Origin of the sequence: Prauserella sp. PE36, from assembly GCF_003311655.1 — a bacterium.
GTDB lineage: Bacteria > Actinomycetota > Actinomycetes > Mycobacteriales > Pseudonocardiaceae > Prauserella_A > Prauserella_A endophytica.
The window spans coordinates 220,036-237,631 of sequence record NZ_QEQT01000110.1; the positions used below are offsets into that span (position 1 = coordinate 220,036).

Below are 17,596 nucleotides of genomic sequence, written 5' to 3' on the forward strand. Positions count from 1 at the left end.
CTTTACTCCACGGCCTCAGAGGTCTCCAGCCATTTCTGCTCGAGCTCGTCCTTTTCCGCCTGGACGGCCTTCAGCTCGGAATTGAGCTCCATCAGACGCTCGGGCTCGGTCGCCGCGGCGGCCAGCGCATCGTGCAGCTTGGCCTCCTTCTCGTGGACGACGTCGAGCCTGCGCTCCAGCCTTGCCAGCTCCTTGGTGACGGCCCGCCATTCCGCGGCGGAAACCTTCCCGTTCCCGCCGGCTGAACGCTCCCCAAGGCCACCCTGGTTGCGCTCAGCGCTACCAAGGGGGCCGTTGGGCGCGGGGGCCTGGGCGCGGCGTGTGAGGTACTCGTCGATGCCGCCGGGCAGGTGGGTGATCTTGCCGTCGCCGAAGAGGGCGACCACCGTGTCACACACGCGCTCCACCAGGTAGCGGTCGTGCGAGACCACCACGAGCGTGCCCGGCCACGAGTCGAGCAGATCCTCCAGTTGCTGGAGCGTGTCGATGTCCAGGTCGTTGGTGGGCTCGTCGAGCAACAGCACGTTCGGCTCCGCCATCAGCAGCCGCACCAGTTGGAGACGGCGCCGCTCGCCGCCCGAGAGGTCGTCGACGGGCGTCCATTGCCGCGCGGGCGGGAACCCGAGCTTCTCGGCCAGCTGCGAGGCCGACAGCTCCTGCTTGCCGAGCGTCACCCGGCCCGCCACGGCCTCCACGGCCTGAAGGACACGAAGGTCACCGGGGAGATCGTCGAGCTCCTGGCGCAGGTGCGCGAGCCGCACCGTCTTGCCCTCGATCCGCCTGCCCGTCTCGGGCTCCGACTCGCCGGCGAGCAGCCGCAGCAGGGTCGTCTTGCCGGAGCCGTTGACGCCGACCAGGCCGATCCGGTCGCCTGGGCCGATGCGCCACGTGACGTCGTCAAGGAGCGTGCGCTCCCCCGCCCCGAGCGTCACGTCCTCGAGTTCCAGCACGGTCTTGCCGAGCCTGCGCTTGGCGAACGTCAGCAGCTCGACGGAGTCACGGGGCGGAGGCACGTCGGAGATCAGCGACTCGGCGGCCTCGACCCGGTAACGCGGTTTCGACGTGCGGGCCTTCGCGCCCCGCTGGAGCCACGCGAGCTCCTTGCGCGCCAGGTTCTGCCGCTTCTCCTCCGCCGTCGCGGCGAGGCGGGCCCGCTCGGCCCGCGCGTAGACCCAGTCCGCGTAGCCACCCTCGTACTGCTCGACACTCCCGCCGACGACCTCCCACGTCCGGCCGCACACGGTGTCGAGAAACCAGCGGTCGTGAGTGACGACCACGAGGGAGATCCGGCGCGCGAGCAGATGGTCGGCGAGCCAGCGCACACCCTCGATATCGAGGTGGTTGGTGGGCTCGTCGAGCACGACGAGATCCAGCTCGGCCACCAGCGCCGCGGCGAGCGAGACCCGGCGCCGCTCCCCGCCCGACAGCGTGGCCGTGGGGGTCTCCAGCCCGATCGCCGAGATGCCGAGTCCGTCCACAATGGAGCGGACGCGGGCGTCGGCGGCCCATTCGTGCTCGGCGGCGTACTCGGCGAGCACGACGTCGCGCACCGTGCTGCCCTCCGGCAGCGCCGTGCGCTGGGTGACCACGCGCATCCGCAGGTCGCGGACGCGGCTCACCCGCCCTGAGTCGGGCGGCGTGAGGCCCGCGAGCACCTCGAGCAGCGTGGTCTTGCCGCCCCCGTTGAGGCCGACGACACCGATGCGTTCACCCTCGCCGACGCCGAGTGAGACGCCGTCGAGCAGCATGCGCTCGCCGTAGGACTTGCTGACCGATTCGAGGTTGACCAGGTTGGCCATCCGGCAGGTAACCCTTCGAAAGCTGTTGAGGTTAGGCGTGCACTTGGGGCGGCGTTGGGTGCCGGGGAGCGTCGTCGCCGCCGACGACGCGTGCGCCGGGGACCGGCCCGTGCGCGACCCGCACCGTACGGCACACTCCGGCACCGGCCAGCTCGGCGGCAACCTCCAGGGCGGCGTCCGCGCTCTCGCAGAGGAACGCGCACGTGGGACCCGAGCCGGAGACCGTGCCGGCGAGGGCACCGGCGTTGACGCCGGCCCGCAGGGTCCGGCGCAGGCCGGGCCGCAGCGAGACGGCGGCCGCCTGGAGGTCGTTGCCGAGCAGCAGCGCGAGCTGCTTCGGGTCGCCTGAGGCGAGCGCCTCGACCACCGGCGCGTGGGAGCCGACCCTCGGCGGGTCGCCGTCGGCGCGCAGCCGGTCGAGCTCGCCGTAGACGCGGGGCGTGGACAGGCCGCGCTGGTCGAACGCGAGCACCCAGTGGAACGTGTGGCGGGAAAGCACGGGGACGAGCTCCTCGCCGCGGCCGGTGCCGAGCGCGGTGCCACCGTAGAGCGCGAACGGCACGTCACTGCCGAGCGTGGCGGCGATCTGCGCGAGCTCGTCCCTGGCGAGGTCGAGCTTCCACAGCGAGCTGAGGCCGACGAGCGTTGCGGCGGCGTCGGCGCTGCCGCCCGCCATGCCGCCAGCGACGGGAATGCCCTTGCGCAGCACCACGCCGACCTTGTCGATGTCCTCGGTGCGGTCCACGTGCTCGGCAAGCGCCCGGGCCGCCCGCCACGCGAGGTTGCCCTCGTCGGTGGGCACGGACTTGGCGCCCTCGCCGAACACCTCGACGCCCGGTTCCTCGGCGGCGGCGACGGTGACCTCGTCGGTCAGGGATAGGGCCTGGAAGATGGTGGTCAGCTCGTGGAACCCGTCGTCGCGAACGTCACCGACGGAGAGGTGCAGGTTCACCTTGGAGGGCACCCTCACGGTCACGGGCGGTGGAACGACGGCGAGCACGGGTCAAGGGTACTTGGCCGGCTCAGCCGCGCGGCGCGACCAGCTCCAATGCGACCTGGAGCGCGACCTCGGGCGGCGGGGCCGCTCCGGGTCCGCCGAACATCGGGTTGATCCCGAGCACGAGTGCGACCAGGGCGAGCCTGGCCCGCAGCTCCGTGGCCGGGTCGCCGCCCTCGGCGCTGATCAGCTGGAAGAGCTCCCTGACCTTCGCGCCGAGCGGGTGCATGACGCCGAACTTCTTGAGCGTCGGGATGTTCTGCTGGATGAACTGCATCTCCGGCCCGTGCTCGTCGTTGACGAGCGCGGAGAACCGGCGCAGAACCTCCTCCGTGGTCCCCTGCGACCTCGGCTGCTCCTTGGCCCAGGCGAGCAGCTCATCGAGGCCGTCGACCAGGTTCTCGACGAGGCTGTGGACGATGTCCTCTTTGGTCTTGAAGTGGTAGTACAGCGCGGCCTTCGTCACGGCGAGGCGCTCCGCGATCTCCCGCAGGGACGTCTTCTCGTAGCCGTGCTCGGCGAACAGCTCCAGCGCGACCTGCTGGATGCGCTCCCTCGTGTCGCTGCGCCGCCCCACCATGTCAGCCAGCCCTTCCTGAGACCGTCTTCAACTTACTTGACGCCCGACTAGCAATCACTTACGGTTCCACCATACAAGCTAACTAGCCGACCGGTAAGCAATCGGCGAACCCGGTGCTTTCCAGTCATTTCGGGGCCTCCACACAGTCTCACAAGGGGAAATCATGACAACGACCGCTCCTGCACCGGTGGGGCAAACCACCGACCGGCGCAGATGGTGGGCACTCGCGGTGATCGGACTGGCCCAGCTGCTGGTCATCGTCGACATGACGATCATGACGATCGCGCTGCCGTCGGCGCAGCGGGAGCTTGGCATGTCCGACGCCGGCCGGCAGTGGGCGATCACCGCCTACACCGTGGCGTTCGGCGGGCTGCTGCTGCTCGGCGGGCGGCTGGCAGACCGGCTCGGCCGCAAGAACACACTGCTCGTGGGCGCCGTCGGCTTCGCGCTCGCCTCGGCCGTCGGAGGCGCCGCGATCAGCACGGAGATGCTGATCGCGGCGAGGGCGGGCCAGGGCGTTTTCGCGGCGCTGCTCGCGCCGTCGACGATCTCACTGCTGACCACGACGTTCACCGCACCGCGCGAGCGGGCGCGCGTGTTCGGCATCTTCAGCGCGATCATGATGTCGGGCGCCGCGCTCGGACTCGTCGCGGGCGGGGCGCTCGCGGAGTACCTCGACTGGCGCTGGTGCCTGTACGTCAACCTGCCGATCGCGGCGCTGGCCGCCGTGCTGGGCGCTTTCGTGCTGCCGAAGGTCGAGGGACATCGCGAGACCCCGCTCGACTGGATCAGCGCCGCACTCGGCGGCGGGGCAATCGTGTCACTCGTCTACGCGCTGTCGGAGGCGGCGGAGCGCGGCTTCGGCTCAGGGCTCGTGCTCGGGCTGCTCGCGACAGCGCTGGTTCTGGTGGCGGTGTTCGCGACGCGGCAGGCGCGGGTGAGGGGACCGTTGCTGCCGCTGAGCGTCGTGACCGAGCGGTCGCGGGCGGCTGCGTTCCTCGGGGTCGCTTTCGCGGCGTTCGGGATGTTCGGGATGTTCCTGTTCCTGACGTTCCAGCTGCAGGTGATCATGGGCTACGGCGCGCTGCTGGCAGGGGTGGCGTTCCTGCCGTTCGTGGCGGGCAACGTGCTGATGTCGACGCAGGTGACGAGCAGGCTCGCGCCGAGGGTCGGGGCGAGGCCGCTGCTGGTTGGCGGGCTGCTCCTGCTGGCGGTGAGCATGGCGCTGCTGACGCGGCTGACGCCGGACAGCTCCTATGTCGGCCTGCTGCTGCCTGCCGAGGTGCTGCTGGGCGCGGGTGCGGGTCTGGTGATGCCGACGGTGGTGAACGCGGCGACGCAGGGGGTGGCGCCGAAGGACGCGGGCGTAGCCTCGGCGTTCATCACGACGTCGCAGCAGGTGGGAGCCTCGCTCGGCACGGCGGCGCTGAACACGATCGCGGCGAGCGCGACGGCGTCGGTCGTCGCGGGTGGAGCCGCGGCGACGGTGCACGGCTACGCGACGGCGAGCGGCTGGGCGGCCGGTGTTCTCGCGGTGGGCGCCGTAGTGGCCGGCCTGCTCTTCCGGCGCCCCTCACCGGTGCCCCAGCAGTCCCAGTAGCCACATCCAGGGGGTAGCAAGGGAGCTTTACTCCCGTTTTCCGGGAGCAAAGCTCCCTTGCTCACTACGTGGCGGCCGGGGGTGGGCCCGACTGCAGTGAAGGCCACCTTCACTGCGTTGAACGCAGGCAAGGTGGCCTTCACTGCAGAAGGGGGCTCCCTGCAGAAGGGGGCTCCCTGCAGAAGGGGCTCCCTGGATCAGGCGGCGACGTTGCGCAGGCCGTAGAGGGTGTGGGTGACGTGGGCGCCGCGCTCCGCGATCCACGCCAGCGCCGCGTCGGCCCGCTGGCCGCGCACCCCGAGCCGGAAGCGCGCCACCGGCGTGTCACCGAATCGCGTCAGGCCACCGCCGATCGTCGCCAGCTCGACGTCGAAGCGGCCCGCCGCCTCGGGAAGCAGCGCACCGACGGCCGCGAAGCCGATCAGCACCACGTCCACGGCGAGGTCGTACTGCGACACCTCCGCCCTCGACGTCTCGATCGCGGGCAGCAGCTGGTTGGCGATCTTGCTGCCGTGCTTGCCGAGCAGGCCCAGCACGTTGCCGCTCTCCAGTACCGCACCGCGCTCCAGCAGGGCCACGTCGTCGCAGACGCGCCGCGCCACGCTCGCGTCCGGCGTGGTCACCAGCACCGTCGCGCCCAGCTCGGCCCGCGCCCGGTCGAGAACGGCCAGCACCGAGCCCGACTCCTCGGACTCCACGCCGCCCGTCGGGTCGTCGGCGAGCAGCACCGACGGCCCCGCCGCGAGTGCCCGCGCGACGGCGACCCGTCGCCGCTGGCCCTCGGACAGGTCACCGGGCAGCTGCGCGGCCCGCCTCGTCAGGCCGATGAGGTCGAGCAGGGTGCCCACGCGGTTCCGGCGCTGCGGGCCTTCGATGCCGAGCCGCTCCAGCGGTGCGGCCACGTTGCCGGCGACCGTGCGTTCCGGCTGCAGCCGGGTGTCGACGATCCCCAGCTGACGGCGCGCGTCCCGCAGCTTGCGGCCGTCCAGCGCGGCGGTGTTGAGCCCGTCGAACCGCACGACCCCGCGGTCCGGACGCTCCTGCAGTGCGATGCAACGCGCCAGCGTCGACTTACCGGCACCCGAAGGGCCGACCACGCCGTACAGCGAACCCGCCTCCACGGCGAGGCTCACGTCGCGCAGCGCGACCACGGGCGCCCCGGTACTGCCGGCGGCGAACGACTTGCTGACGTTTTCGACGGTGATCACGAAAGCTCCAAGGCAACTCGAGACACAGCGACGCCCCGTCCGGATCTCAGACGGTCGCTGGGAAGGGATGAGCGAGTGGGAAACGATCAGGCGGCAGCGGTGTGGCGACAACACGCGCTTACGGTGCGGCGGCCCTGATCGACGACTCGGCGCCTGGTGAGCATTCGCGAGCGATACACGGATCCTCCATCGCTCCTGGCGTTAGCACCTGCCCTCGGTGGGCGGTTGCTGCGACTTCGGCGAGCCAGGTCTCTCAGTCGCTCGGGATGGATGCCCTAAGAGTAGACCTGAATCGGCCACACGAACGCAAGCTCGCCGATGTAGATCACACCTTTGCCGCAATAGCCGCGAACTGATCGACGTCCAGCTGCTCGCCGCGGGAGCGGGGGTCGATCCCGGCGGCCGTCAGCAGCTCGCCCGCCCGGTCGGCGGAGCCCGCCCATGAGGCCAGCGCGGCGCGGAGTGTCTTTCGGCGCTGGGAGAACGCGGCGTCGACGAGCCCGAACACCACGTCGCGATCGGCGTTCTCCGGCGGCTCGCCGCGTTCGAACGCCACGAGCGAGGAGTCGACGTTGGGCACCGGCCAGAAGACCGACCTCGGCACCGCGGCCACCTTGCGTGCCCTGCCGTACCAGGCCAGCTTGACGCTCGGCACGCCGTAGACGCGACTGCCCGGTCCCGCCGCCATGCGGTCGGCCACCTCGGTCTGGACCATCACGAGTCCCCTGCGCAACGACGGCAGCTCGGCGAGCAGATGCAGCACGACGGGAACGGCGACGTTGTACGGCAGGTTCGCGACCAGCGCCGTCGGCGGCTCGGCGAGCTCGTCCGCACGCACCCGCAGCGCGTCGGCGCCGAGCACGGTCAGCCGGCCGGCCGCCTCGGGCGCGTGGCTCCGAACGGTGTCGGGCAGGCGCCCGGCGAGCACGGGGTCGATCTCCACGGCGATCACCCGCGCACCGGAGCCCAGCAGGCCGAGCGTGAGCGAGCCGAGACCCGGCCCGACCTCGAGCACCACGTCGCCTGCACCGACCTCGGCCAGCTCGACGATGCGGCGCACGGTGTTGGCGTCGTGCACGAAGTTCTGGCCGAGCTTCTTGGTCGGCCGGACATCGAGCTCACTCGCCAGCCCGCGGATCTCAGCAGGGCCGAGCAAGCCCGATGTCTCCGTCACCGGGTCAGTCTAGAACGGCTACGGGAGCCCCAGCTTCGACTGGCAGCTCGGCCAGGCGCTGTAGCCGCCGCGATCGTCGCGCACCTTCGTGGCGATCGCGATCTGCTGCTCGCGGCTGGCCTGGTGCGGGTAGGCCGCGTACTGGTCGCCGCCGTAGGCGTCCCACGTGCTCTTGTCGAACTGCAGGCCGCCGTAGTAGCCGTTGCCGGTGTTGATGGCCCAGTTGCCGGTGGACTCGCACTGCGCGAGCGCGTCCCACACTGCGCCGTCGGAGATCACCGGCTGCGGGGGCTGCTTGGTGCCCACCCGGATGACCCGGTCCTTGGCGGCCTTGATGATCTTGCTGGAGAGCTCCTCGCGGGCGATCTCCTGGTCGTTCTCCTTGGTGATGCGGTAGGTGACGATCTCCTCGCCGGGGACGCCCTCTTCCTCGACGATCTCGGTGCCCTGCTCGAGCTCGGGGTCCTCGATGGTGCGGACCTTGGGCTCGATGACCTCCGTCTCGTTGATCACCGAGACGCCGGTGCGGCTGATGTGCACCGAGGCGCCGTCGTGGATCTTGAACTTGAGCCCGCCCTCGATCTTGTCCTTCGGGCCGAGCGAGAGGTTGAGCTCCTTGAGCAGCTCCTCCGCGGTCACGGCGGTGGTGGAGAGCTCGCGCGGCTGGTTGCCGCCGTCGAAGAGCGTGATGTTCTTGAGGGTCTTGACCTCCAGGGTCATGCCCTCGAGCGGCACCTCGCCGCCGACCGGCGCGGAGAACCAGGTTCCCTGCTTGTTGAGGTCCTGGAGGCCGAGCTGTTCCAGCGCCTCGCCGACGGTGGTGGCGCGGACCCAGGCCTCGCGCTGCTCGCCGTCGACGATCAGGTTGAGCTGGCGGCCGCGCTCCAGCGTGATGACGCCGCCGTCGCCCACCGCGGCCTGTGGGGAGGGTGAGAGCGCGTCGTGGGCGCCGACCGTGATGCCGGCGTCCTCCAGCACCTCGCCGACGGTGCCGCCGAAGCTGCGGACGGTCTGGCGCTCGCCGTCGACGTCGAGGGTGACGCTCTTGTTCATCGCGAGCGCCGCGGCGCCGCCGCCCGTGAGCGTGATCATCACGGCGAGGACGGCGCCCTTGAGGAAGCGCTTCTTCCAGGTCTTGACCGCGGTGGCGAGCCCGTCCTCGGGCTTCTCCTGCGCCTCGGCGGTGCGGTCCGCGCTCGCCTCGTCGGGAACGACGATCGGCGGCAGCATCGTGGTCTCGGCGTTGATCAGCCGGATGAGCTCGTCGACATCGATGTCCGCTTCGGACATGAGGCTGTCGGCGTCGGGGCCGAGCGCCGTCAGGACGTCGTGACGGGTGACGTGCGGGTCCGGCGAGAACTCGAAGTCGTCGAAGTCGCTCGGCCGGTCGAGCAGGGCTGTCGAGGCGCCCCCCGGTCTCGGCGATGCGTCGAGACCCGCGTCAGCGCGCCCGTAGCTACCAGTCACAGGGTCGATCCCTTTCGCGTAAGGCCAGGACTCCCGCAGTCAGCGCCGTCCTCACGTCCCGCAGGACGTTTCCCCGACGTACACCGACGTGACTGTGGGCCAACCGGCTGGCGGTTCGAAAACCACCACCCAGCACGGTCACGGGACAATAACGAAGGCTTGGGGGTTGTGCAAATACCCCTCGGAGTGTCGTGAGCTTCGTCACTCGGCCGGTCGACGTAGATGTGTGCACGAATGTCGCAGTCCGTTCAACCCGAAGTGACGGTGGGCAGTCGAAACACGCGTTCTGCGTTGGTACGTACGGCATTCGCGACCTCGCCGACCGGCTCGCCGCGCAGCTCCGCGAGCCCGTGCACCGTGTACGCCGCGCAGTACGGCTCGTTGGGCCTTCCCCGGAACGGGTGCGGCGTGAGGAACGGCGCGTCGGTCTCCACGAGGTACTGCTCCGAAGGGACCAGCCGCGCCGCCTCGTGCAGCGCCCTGGCGTTGCGGAAGGTCACGGTGCCCGCGAAGGACAGCACGTAGCCCGCGTCGGCGCAGCGGCGCGCCATGTCGGCGTCTCCGGAGAAGCAGTGGAACACCACGGTTTCCGGCGCGCCCTCCTCGTCGAGGATCCTCAGCACGTCGTCGTGGGCGTCCCGGTCGTGGATCATCAGCGGCTTGCCGATGCGTTTGGCGAGGTCGATGTGCCAGCGAAACGCCTCCTGCTGCGCCTCGGGCGGTGAGTAGTCCCAGTAGTAGTCGAGGCCGGTCTCCCCGACCGCGACCACTCGATCTCCCCGCGCCAGCCGCTCCACTTCGGACCGTTCGGCGTCGCCGAAGTCCTTGGTGCGCGTGGGATGGATCGCCACGGCGGCGAACACGCGCTCGTCCCACGTGGACGCCTCGGCGGCCCAGCGCGCGGCGGCGAGGTCGTCGGCGACGGTGACCACGCGCTCGATCCCGGCGGATTCGGCGCGAGCGAGCACAGTGGACAGCTCCGCCGGGGTTTCCACTCCGCAGGCGTCCAGGTGCGTGTGCGAGTCGATCGCCGGTGCCGGAAGCTTCTCCGGCACCGGCGGGCGCTCACGACTCAAGTTTCCTCCAGGGATCGAGCGGGCCGGTGACAAGGCCGCGGGCGTCGGTGGTGCACGGCCGCCGGGTACCTGAGGGCGCGTCCTGGCGCGGGTGTCCCACAGGAGAACCGCGCAGTCATCGGCGCGTTCAGCCCTCGATGGGAGCCCATTCCGGACCCGTCTCGCCCAGCTTCGGGTCGAGCTTGGCGAACAGCGGCGTCGGCTTGGCCAGCGGGCGGCCGGCCTCGATCGGCACCGACTCCCAGCGCGCCTGCTCGCTCGCGTAGTCGCCGGTGAGGATCGGGTTCATCCGGCCGGCGATGTCGAGGTCCTCGACCTCCTTCAGCTCCGGCTGCGCCGCCCAGACGCCGGTTCCGCCGAGCGCCTCGTGCACCTTCTGCGCCGCGTGCGGCAGGAACGGCGTCAGCAGCGTGTTGGCGTCGGAGACCACCTGCAGCGCCGTGTGCAGCACGGTGTCGCGCCGCTGCGGGTCGTCCTTGAGCTTCCACGGCTCCTGGTCGGACAGGTACCGGTTGGCCGCCGACACGACGCGCATCGCCTCACTCGCGGCCTGCTTGAACCGCGAACGGCCCAGGTGCGCGCCGACGGTGTCGAACGCCGCGCGGGAAAGCGCCTTGAGGTCCTCGTCGGCCTGCTGCGGCGTGTTCGGCGTCGGCACGCCGCCGTTGTTCTTGTGCGCCATCGAGATCGAGCGGTTGACGAGGTTGCCCCACTCGTTGGCGAGCTCGAAGTTCGTGCGACGCACGAACTCGTCCCACGTGAAGTCGGTGTCCTGGGTCTCCGGACCGGCGACGCTGATGAAGTAGCGCAGCGTGTCGGGGCCGAACTCGCGCAGGAAGTCGTTGACGTAGATGACCGTGCCGCGCGAGGTGGAGAACTTCGAGCCGCTCATGGTGAGGAACTCGCTGGACACGATCTCGCCGGGCAGCGAGAGCCTGCCGTACGGACCGGCCTCGCCGCCGTGGTCGCCCTCGCCGTTGTGCCCGAGCAGGAACGTCGGCCACAGCTGGGCGTGGAACGTGATGTTGTCCTTGCCCATGAAGTAGTAGGAGCGGGCGTCCGGGTTGTTCCACCACTCCTGCCAGGCGTCCGGGTCGCCCGAGCGGCGCGCCCACTCGACGCTCGCCGAGAAGTAGCCGATCACGGCGTCGAACCACACGTAGAACCGCTTGAGCGGCTGGTCGCGCCAGCGGTCGAGCGGCACCTTGACGCCCCAGTCGAGGTCACGGGTGATCGGACGGGGCCGCATGTCCTCGACGAGGTTGCGGGTGAAGTTGAGGACGTTGGGCCGCCAGTCCGTCTTGGTGGCCAGCCACTTGCCCAGCGACTCGGTGAACGCGGGCAGGTCGATGAACAGGTGCTCGGTCTCCACGAACTCCGGCTTCTCGCCGTTGATGCGCGAACGAGGGTTGATCAGCTCGGCCGCGTCGAGCTGGTTGCCGCAGTTGTCGCACTGGTCACCGCGCGCGCCGTCGTAGCCGCAGATGGGGCACGTGCCCTCGATGTAGCGGTCGGGCAGCGTGCGGCCGGTCGACGGGCTCACGGCGCCGGTCGTGGTGCGCGGCACGACGTAGCCGTTGCGGTGCAGCGCGAGGAAGATCTGCTGCACTACCTCGGCGTGGTTGCCGGTGGTGGTACGGGTGAACAGGTCGTAGCTGAGCCCGAGGCCGCGCAGGTCCTCGCTGATCTGGCGGGTGTACTTGTCGGCGGTCTCCTGCGGCGTCAGCCCCTCCTTGTCGGCCTGGACGAGGATGGGGGTGCCGTGTTCGTCGGTCCCGGACACCATGAGCACGCGGTTGCCGGCCATTCGCTGGTAACGGGAGAAGACGTCCGAGGGGACTCCGAAACCGGACACGTGGCCGATGTGGCGGGGACCGTTGGCGTATGGCCAGGCCACCGCTGTCAACACAGGGGTGCTCATACCCGATTAGCCTACGGATGGCGTCTCAGTCGTCTTCGCCAGGGAGTGAAGGCGAGGCCGGTGTCCGCGACGCGGTTGCTGGTGCTGGGTGTCGTGCGGATGTACGGCAGCGCGCGGCTACCAGATGCGGCGGACCGGCTCTGCCCGTGAGACACGCCCTCGCAGTGAAGGCCACCTTCACTGCGTTGACCGCGGTTAAGGTGGCCTTCACTGCATTGGCCGAGGTCAACCGGGGGGAGGGAAGGGCATGAAGGAGCAGGGCGAGGCGCGGGGCATGGACCTCTCGCTGCATGAGACCGTCGCCGACTGGTCCGCGATGAGGGCGAGTTCGGTGTCGTTCGCGGCCATCACGGTCACCGAGAGCCTGAACTGGACCGACGACAACGCGGCGCGCCAGCTCGGCGACGCAATGCGCGCGGGTGTGCACGCGGGCATCCGGCACTACGCGCGGCCGGGAGCCGTGCAGGACCAGGCGAAACACTTCGTCCGCACCGGCATGCCGCTCGGCGCGTTCGCTCCCGGCGCGCTCGCCCCCTCCATCGATGTCGGCGCCGACGGCGTCGACGACCGATTCATCAAGTCGTGGATCAAGGCCGTCCGCAACGCGGCGGGGGTCCGGCGGATCCTCGTCTACGCCACCTACGAGGACTGGCTGCACCGCTTCCATCCCGACAAGTGGGCCGACAGCGAGGTGGTGCTGTGGCTCGTGCGGCACAACGGCATCCCCGGCAGGCCCGGCTGGTTTCACTCTCGGCTCGGCCTGCACCAGCACAGCGCGGGTCACCCGTACGGCGCGGACGCGCTCGTCTACCCCTTCACGTTGTCGGACGTGCTGCTGTAGCGGGCTCCAGCCTGCTGCGCGTGAGGAAGACGTTGTAGGGCCCCCACTGCGAGACCAGGTAGTAGAGGTCTGGGCCGTCGAGCGACCACGGGTGCAGATACCCGCCGTACACCGCGGGGTACTCCTGCCCCGACACCACGACCTCGCCGTGCGTCCACGGTCCGGTGAGCCGCTCCGCCGAGCGAAGCACGATGCCCTTGCGGCTCTCGTCGAGGTGCATCATCAGCCAGCAGCCGAGCCCCGAGTGGTAGCCGACCGACATCTCCCCGACGGGGCCCGCGAACACCGGCGCCGCCGCCCGTTCGCGACCGGACCAGCCCTCCCCGTCCCAGTACTCGTACGCGCCCGTGTCGAGCAGCCCGGAGGGCTCCACGCGCGCGAGGTAGGCGTCGTCGTGCCTGCCGTTGGTGGTGCCGAAGAGGTGGACGTGGTCCTCGGAACGCGTGAACGCGCCGATCTGGAACCGGTTGCCTCCCCGGAGGTTGCCCCAGCGCGCGGAGCGGGGCTTGTCCCACGTCCGCCCGCCGTCGGCGGAGACGGCGATGCCGGCGTGGTTGGTCCGCCACGTGCCGGGCGGCCCCCACCTCCGGACGGACATGTAGTGCACGTACTGCCTGCCGCCGACGGCGATGCCGCCGTTGGGGATGACAGTGACCTCCTTGCCGCCGCCGGACGGGATGACCTGGCAGGCCCCACCGCCCTCGCGCTCGACGACGCCGTCCAGCGCGAGCCCTGAGGCGAGGTCGGTGGAGGTGGAGAAGGCGAGCACGTTGCGGCGCCAGTCGGCCGTGCCGGGACCCGCGCCGTTGCCGCACCAGCCTTCGCCGTAGGTGTCGCCGAAGAGCACGAACACCCTGCCGTCGCCGCCGTCCCACATGATGCCGAGATCGGTGGCGACGATGCCGAACCGCTCGGCGGTGCGGTTGGGCGAGTCACCACCGGTCACCTTGGCCACGCGTGTCGTTTCTGTCACCCGGAACATCGGTTCCGACGGTAGTAGCGGCGAGAATGTCCGGCATGTGGTTGACGCGGGCGGAGCTCCGTTCGAGCGCGGCCCCGGGTGAGGCGCTGCTGCTGCTCGCCGGCCGGGCCCGCGCCCGTGGCCTGCCGGGTCCCGCCGCATTGACCGGCGACTGGTTCAGCTCCCGCGCGGTGCTCGCCCCGAGCCTGCGCATGGAGACGTTCACCGAGGTGGGCGACGCACTGACCGTTCCGGCGAGGCAACCCGAGGTCCGAGACGCCCCCGAGGGCACGGTCGGCGGCGGCTGGTTCGGCTACCTCTCCTACGACCTCACCGACCCCTCCGCGCGGTCCGCCGCGCTGCCGAAGGCCGCGTGGGGCTGGGCCGACCACGTGCTCCGGCTCGACCAGGACGGGCGCTGGTGGTTCGAGGCGCTCGTGCCCGACGGCGAACCGGCCCCGCACGCGCTCGCGGCCGAGTTCGCCGACCTGCTCGACGGGGCGGCGCCGAAGCCGGCGTGGACGCCCACGGCGCTGGAGCACCCGCTACCGGCCGGGCACCACGCTGCCGTCAAGGAGTGCGTGCACGCGATCGAGGCGGGTGAGCTCTTCCAGGCCAACATCTGCACGCGGTTCACGGGCACGTTCGACGGCGAGCCGGCCGCGCTGTACGCCGAGGGCGTCCGCCGGTTGCGGCCCGCTCGCGGCGCGTACCTGTCCGGGCAGTGGGGCTCGCTCGTCTCGATGTCGCCGGAGCTGTTCCTCGCGCGCTCGGGCGGGCGCGTGCGGTCGACGCCGATCAAGGGCACCCGCCCCCGCCGCGGTCCCGAGGACGACGGGCTGGCCCGGCAGCTGCGGGAGTCGGTGAAGGACGTCGCGGAGAACGTGATGATCACCGACCTGGTGCGCAACGACCTCGGCCGCGTGTGCGAGGTTGGCAGCGTGCGCGTGCCGGAGCTGCTGGCCGTCCGCGCGGCACCGGGCGTCTGGCACCTCGACTCGACCGTGGAGGGCGTGCTCGCCGAGGGCCGCGACGACGCCGACCTGCTCGCGGCGACATTCCCGCCCGGTTCGGTCACCGGCGCGCCCAAGATCCGCGCGCTCGACCTCGTCGCCGAGCTGGAGCGCGCCCCGCGCGGGGTCTACACGGGCGCGATCGGCCTGGCCTCCCCCGTCGCCGGGCTGGAGCTCAACGTCGCGATCCGCACGCTCGAGCTCCACGACGGCACCGTGGAGCTGGGCGTCGGCGGCGGCATCACCGCCGACTCGGACCCGGCGGCCGAGTGGCAGGAGTGCCTCGACAAGGCGGCGCCCCTGGAGCGGCTGCTCGCTACCCCGCCCGCTCAGGCGTCGCGGCGGGCGGCGAGCGCGGCGTTGTAGAGCTCGTTCTTCGAGACCCCCGTCGCGGCCGCGACCTCGGCGGCCACCGACTTGAGCCGTTCCCCCGCCTCGACCCGGCCGAGCACGTCGCCGACGAGGTCCTGGACGTTCGCCCGCCGAGGGGAGGCGCCCGCGAGCACGACCGTGATCTCGCCCCTCACGTGGTCCCCGGCCCACGCGGCCAGCTCTGCCAGGGAACCGCGGCGGACCTCCTCGTAGGTCTTGGTCAGCTCCCGGCACACGGCGGCCCTGCGGTCGCCGCCGAGCACCTCCACCGCCTCGGCGAGCGTCGCGGCGAGCCTGCGAGGCGACTCGAAGAACACCGTGGTGCGCCGCTCGCCGGCCAGCTCGGCCAGCCACTTGCCGCGCTCCCCCGGCTTGCGGGGCACGAAGCCCTCGAAGCAGAACCGGTCGGGCGCGAGCCCGGAAAGTGCCAGTGCGGTGGTGACGGCCGAGGGTCCAGGCACGCAGGTCACGGGCAGGTCCTCCGCCGCGCACGCCGCGACGAGGCGATAGCCGGGATCCGACACGCTTGGCATCCCGGCGTCGGTCACCAGCAGCACGGTCTCGCCCTCGCGCAGAGCGTCGAGCAGCTTCGGCAGGCGGGCCGACTCGACGTCCTCGTAGAAGCTCACCACCCGGCCCGGCAGTGTCACGCCCAGCGCCGTGGCCAGCGACCGCAGGCGCCGGGTGTCCTCGGCGGCGATCACGTCGGCGTCGGCGAGCGCCTCGGCAAGGCGCGGGGAAGCGTCGCGGGAGTCGCCGAGCGGTGTCCCGGCCAGTACGAGAGGCACCCTCCGAGGCTAATCTCCGCCTTCCCCCGCCCGCCCGTAGGATCGGGCCTCGTGACCGCACTCCTCACCCGCACGCCGGGCGGCGTGGGCCCCGAGCCGGGGCGGACACAGCGGCCACCGAGCGACCGCGAGGCCACGCTGCTGGGCAAGCCGATGCCCACGGACCGGCTGCGCGCGCTCGTCGTCACCGTCGTGCTCACCGCCATCGGCGGGTTCGTGCGGCTGCAGAACCTGGGCTTCCCCACCGACAAGGGGACCCCGGTCTTCGACGAGAAGCACTACGTGCCGCAGGCGTGGCAGATGCTGCGCAACGGCGGCTACGAGGACAACTACGGCTACGAGTTGGTGGTGCACCCACCGCTGGCCAAGCAGCTGATGGCCGTCGGTGAGTGGATCTTCGGCTACAACGGCGTCGGCTGGCGGTTCAGCGCGGCGATCGCGGGCACGCTGATCATCCTGCTGACGATCCGCATCGCCAGGCGGCTGACGCGGTCGACCCTGCTCGGCGCCATCGCGGGCATCCTCGTGATCTGCGACGGCGTGCTGCACCTGCAGTCGCGGATGGGGATGCTGGACATCTTCATCGCGCTGTTCGTGCTCGCGGCGTTCGGCTGCCTGCTGCGCGACCGGGACCAGGTGCGCGAGCGGCTCGCGGTGGCCGTGCGCGAGGGCTGGGCGGACGAGTCGCCCTTCGGTCCCCGGCTCGGGTTCCGCTGGTGGCGCTTCGGCGCCGGTGTGCTGGTGGGGCTGGCCACGGCCGTGAAGTGGTCGGGCATGTACTGGGTGCTCGCGTTCGGGCTGCTGTGCCTGGCCTTCGACGTCGCGGCGAGGAAGGCCGCCGGTGTGCCCCGGCCGTGGATGGGCGTGCTGCGCCGAGACCTGGCGCCCGCGTTGTGGTGCATCGGCGTGATCTCGGTGCTCGTCTACCTGAGCAGCTGGTGGGCGTGGTTCGCGAGCGAGACCGCGACCGACCGGCACTACGTGGAGATCCAGAACGAGGCGGCCGGGGCCTTCGGTTTCGTCCCCGGTGCGCTGCGCTCGCTGATCGCGTACACGTTCAACGTCCTGGACTTCCACGAGAGTCTGTCGACGCCTGCTGGCGACCCGCATCCGTGGGAGTCGAAGCCGTGGACGTGGCCGATGGGGCTGCGCCCGATGCTCTACTACTACGAGTCGGGCGGTGGCACCGCGGCAGGCTGTGGGGAGTCCGAGTGCGTGCGGGCGACGATGCTGGTGGGCACGCCCGCGATGTGGTGGCTGGCGCTGCCGGTGCTCGGCTGGGGCCTGTGGCGGTCGGTGTTCCGTTCGGACTGGCGCTACGCGGCCGTGCTCGTCGGCTACTTCGCGGGCCTGCTGCCCTGGTTCGTCAACCTCGACCGGCAGATGTACTTCTTCTACGCGACACCGCTGGCGGCGTTCCTGGTGCTGGGGCTGACGCTGGTGCTGGGTCAGCTGCTCGGCAGGGCGCGGGACGGTTTCGAGAGACGCGGCACCGGGCTGCTCGCGGTGGCCCTCTACACGGGCCTGGTGGTGGCCAACTTCGTGTGGCTGTGGCCGATCCTGAACGGCGACTCGATCACCACGGAGCACTGGCAGTCGCAGCTGTGGCTCCCCTCTTGGCGCTAGCCGACCGGTAACCGGCGCCCGAGGTTCCCCCGCCCGCCGTGCAGTGAAGGCAGCCCCCGCGCAAGCGGCTCCCGCCCCCAGTCGGTGAGCAAGGGAGCTTTACTCCCGGAAAACGGTAGTAAAGCTCCCTTGCTCCTCACTGGAACGGGGCTGAGCGGCCGCCAACGGAGCCC

General features: G+C 71.0%; 14 protein-coding genes and 1 riboswitch. Of the genes, 4 read left to right on the forward strand and 10 right to left on the reverse strand.

All coding sequences use genetic code 11. From position 1 onward, the window contains the following. Nucleotides 1–2: 2 nt before the first annotated feature. The 3 genes from DI005_RS36360 to DI005_RS36370 are packed head-to-tail and all read right to left on the reverse strand — an operon-like array spanning nucleotide 3 to nucleotide 3,376. The gene (locus DI005_RS36360) at nucleotides 3–1,799 is read right to left on the reverse strand and encodes an ABC-F family ATP-binding cassette domain-containing protein (RefSeq protein ID WP_113645032.1); all 1,797 of its coding nucleotides are present in this window, start codon (nucleotides 1,797–1,799) and stop codon (nucleotides 3–5) included. 31 nt (nucleotides 1,800–1,830) lie between these two features. Continuing rightward, nucleotides 1,831–2,799 (reverse strand): 4-(cytidine 5'-diphospho)-2-C-methyl-D-erythritol kinase, encoded by a 969-nt coding sequence (locus DI005_RS36365; RefSeq protein ID WP_113645033.1) that lies wholly within the window; start codon nucleotides 2,797–2,799, stop codon nucleotides 1,831–1,833. A gap of 22 nt (nucleotides 2,800–2,821) precedes the next feature. Beyond that, complete coding sequence (locus DI005_RS36370) at nucleotides 2,822–3,376, reverse strand: TetR/AcrR family transcriptional regulator (protein WP_112276537.1); 555 nt, start codon at nucleotides 3,374–3,376, stop codon at nucleotides 2,822–2,824. Between the two features lie 163 nt (nucleotides 3,377–3,539). Here DI005_RS36370 and DI005_RS36375 point away from each other — a divergent pair, with 163 nt between their 5' ends. Beyond that, nucleotides 3,540–4,976: an MFS transporter gene (locus DI005_RS36375; protein ID WP_113645034.1), complete on the forward strand. Its 1,437-nt coding sequence runs from the start codon at nucleotides 3,540–3,542 to the stop codon at nucleotides 4,974–4,976. Nucleotides 4,977–5,173: 197 nt separating this feature from the next. Here the strand turns inward: DI005_RS36375 and DI005_RS36380 are convergent, their stop codons facing one another. The 5 genes from DI005_RS36380 to metG form a co-directional block, all read right to left on the reverse strand. After that, nucleotides 5,174–6,184, reverse strand: a complete 1,011-nt coding sequence (locus DI005_RS36380) for a methionine ABC transporter ATP-binding protein (protein WP_112276533.1) — start codon at nucleotides 6,182–6,184, stop codon at nucleotides 5,174–5,176. A 183-nt stretch (nucleotides 6,185–6,367) separates the two neighbouring features. Next, a riboswitch (SAM riboswitch) is annotated at nucleotides 6,368–6,457 on the reverse strand. A 52-nt stretch (nucleotides 6,458–6,509) separates the two neighbouring features. Continuing rightward, nucleotides 6,510–7,358, reverse strand: coding sequence for a 16S rRNA (adenine(1518)-N(6)/adenine(1519)-N(6))-dimethyltransferase RsmA (gene rsmA, locus DI005_RS36385; protein WP_113645035.1), 849 nt, complete (start codon nucleotides 7,356–7,358; stop codon nucleotides 6,510–6,512). 18 nt (nucleotides 7,359–7,376) lie between these two features. Further along, nucleotides 7,377–8,753 carry a resuscitation-promoting factor gene (locus DI005_RS36390; RefSeq protein ID WP_113645072.1) on the reverse strand — a complete coding sequence of 459 codons (1,377 nt, stop codon included), beginning with the start codon at nucleotides 8,751–8,753 and terminating at the stop codon, nucleotides 7,377–7,379. A gap of 320 nt (nucleotides 8,754–9,073) precedes the next feature. Then, the gene (locus DI005_RS36395; RefSeq protein WP_228714247.1) at nucleotides 9,074–9,901 is read right to left on the reverse strand and encodes a TatD family hydrolase; all 828 of its coding nucleotides are present in this window, start codon (nucleotides 9,899–9,901) and stop codon (nucleotides 9,074–9,076) included. 127 nt (nucleotides 9,902–10,028) lie between these two features. Further along, the gene (gene metG, locus DI005_RS36400) at nucleotides 10,029–11,822 is read right to left on the reverse strand and encodes a methionine--tRNA ligase (protein WP_113645036.1); all 1,794 of its coding nucleotides are present in this window, start codon (nucleotides 11,820–11,822) and stop codon (nucleotides 10,029–10,031) included. A gap of 247 nt (nucleotides 11,823–12,069) precedes the next feature. On the opposite strand from metG, the gene DI005_RS36405 reads away from it, so the two are divergent. Next, nucleotides 12,070–12,663: a GH25 family lysozyme gene (locus DI005_RS36405; protein ID WP_112276529.1), complete on the forward strand. Its 594-nt coding sequence runs from the start codon at nucleotides 12,070–12,072 to the stop codon at nucleotides 12,661–12,663. Here the strand turns inward: DI005_RS36405 and DI005_RS36410 are convergent. Beyond that, the gene (locus tag DI005_RS36410) at nucleotides 12,638–13,645 is read right to left on the reverse strand and encodes a DUF4185 domain-containing protein (RefSeq protein ID WP_113645037.1); all 1,008 of its coding nucleotides are present in this window, start codon (nucleotides 13,643–13,645) and stop codon (nucleotides 12,638–12,640) included. The genes DI005_RS36405 and DI005_RS36410 overlap by 26 nt on opposite strands. 35 nt (nucleotides 13,646–13,680) lie before the next feature. Here DI005_RS36410 and DI005_RS36415 point away from each other — a divergent pair, with 35 nt between their 5' ends. After that, a complete protein-coding gene (locus DI005_RS36415) occupies nucleotides 13,681–15,003 on the forward strand; it encodes an aminodeoxychorismate synthase component I (protein WP_113645073.1) in 1,323 nt (440 codons plus the stop codon). On the opposite strand, the gene rsmI is transcribed toward DI005_RS36415, so the two are convergent. Continuing rightward, nucleotides 14,967–15,797, reverse strand: a complete 831-nt coding sequence (rsmI, locus tag DI005_RS36420; protein ID WP_113645038.1) for a 16S rRNA (cytidine(1402)-2'-O)-methyltransferase — start codon at nucleotides 15,795–15,797, stop codon at nucleotides 14,967–14,969. The genes DI005_RS36415 and rsmI overlap by 37 nt on opposite strands. A gap of 51 nt (nucleotides 15,798–15,848) precedes the next feature. Between rsmI and DI005_RS36425 the strand changes: the two genes are divergently transcribed. Next, the gene (locus tag DI005_RS36425) at nucleotides 15,849–17,423 is read left to right on the forward strand and encodes a dolichyl-phosphate-mannose--protein mannosyltransferase (RefSeq protein WP_113645039.1); all 1,575 of its coding nucleotides are present in this window, start codon (nucleotides 15,849–15,851) and stop codon (nucleotides 17,421–17,423) included. Nucleotides 17,424–17,596 lie beyond the last annotated feature (173 nt).